The sequence below is a fragment of the Mesorhizobium sp. M7A.F.Ca.CA.004.04.2.1 genome, from assembly GCF_004022825.1.
In the GTDB taxonomy this organism is placed as follows: Bacteria; Pseudomonadota; Alphaproteobacteria; order Rhizobiales; family Rhizobiaceae; genus Mesorhizobium.
Genome location: NZ_RZPH01001829.1, coordinates 1 through 408 on the forward strand (window position 1 = coordinate 1; position 408 = coordinate 408).

Annotated in this window: 1 protein-coding gene; it reads right to left on the reverse strand. The window is 64.7% G+C overall.

Annotated features, from left to right (window positions below):
• Nucleotides 1-408 (reverse strand): molybdopterin cofactor-binding domain-containing protein (locus tag EN893_RS37800; protein ID WP_164901581.1); only part of this gene is annotated, 408 nt, incomplete at both ends.

Sequence of the window (408 nt, forward strand, 5' to 3'; positions counted from 1 at the left end):
TGCCGGTGGCGATCATGTCGTCGTCGCGGTCGGGCCGGATTTTCACGGCGCGATGGTGTTTCTTCGCGGCGATCGCGGCCAATGCGGCAAACTGGTTGCCCTGCGTCTCCTTGCCGCCGAAGCCGCCGCCCATGCGGCGGATTTCCACCGTGATGGCGTTGCTCGGCACGCCGAGCGCGTGGCTGACCATATGCTGGACTTCGCTCGGATGCTGGGTCGAGGAATAGATGGTGACGTCCTGGTCCTCGCCCGGAATGGCCATGGCGATATGGCCTTCGAGGTAGAAGTGTTCCTGGCCGCCGACGCGCATTTTTCCCTTCAACCGGCGCGGCGCCTGACGGATGGCTGTGGCGGCATCGCCGCGCTTCAGCGTCAGTGGCGGCGTGACGAGTTTGTCCTTCCTAGGAT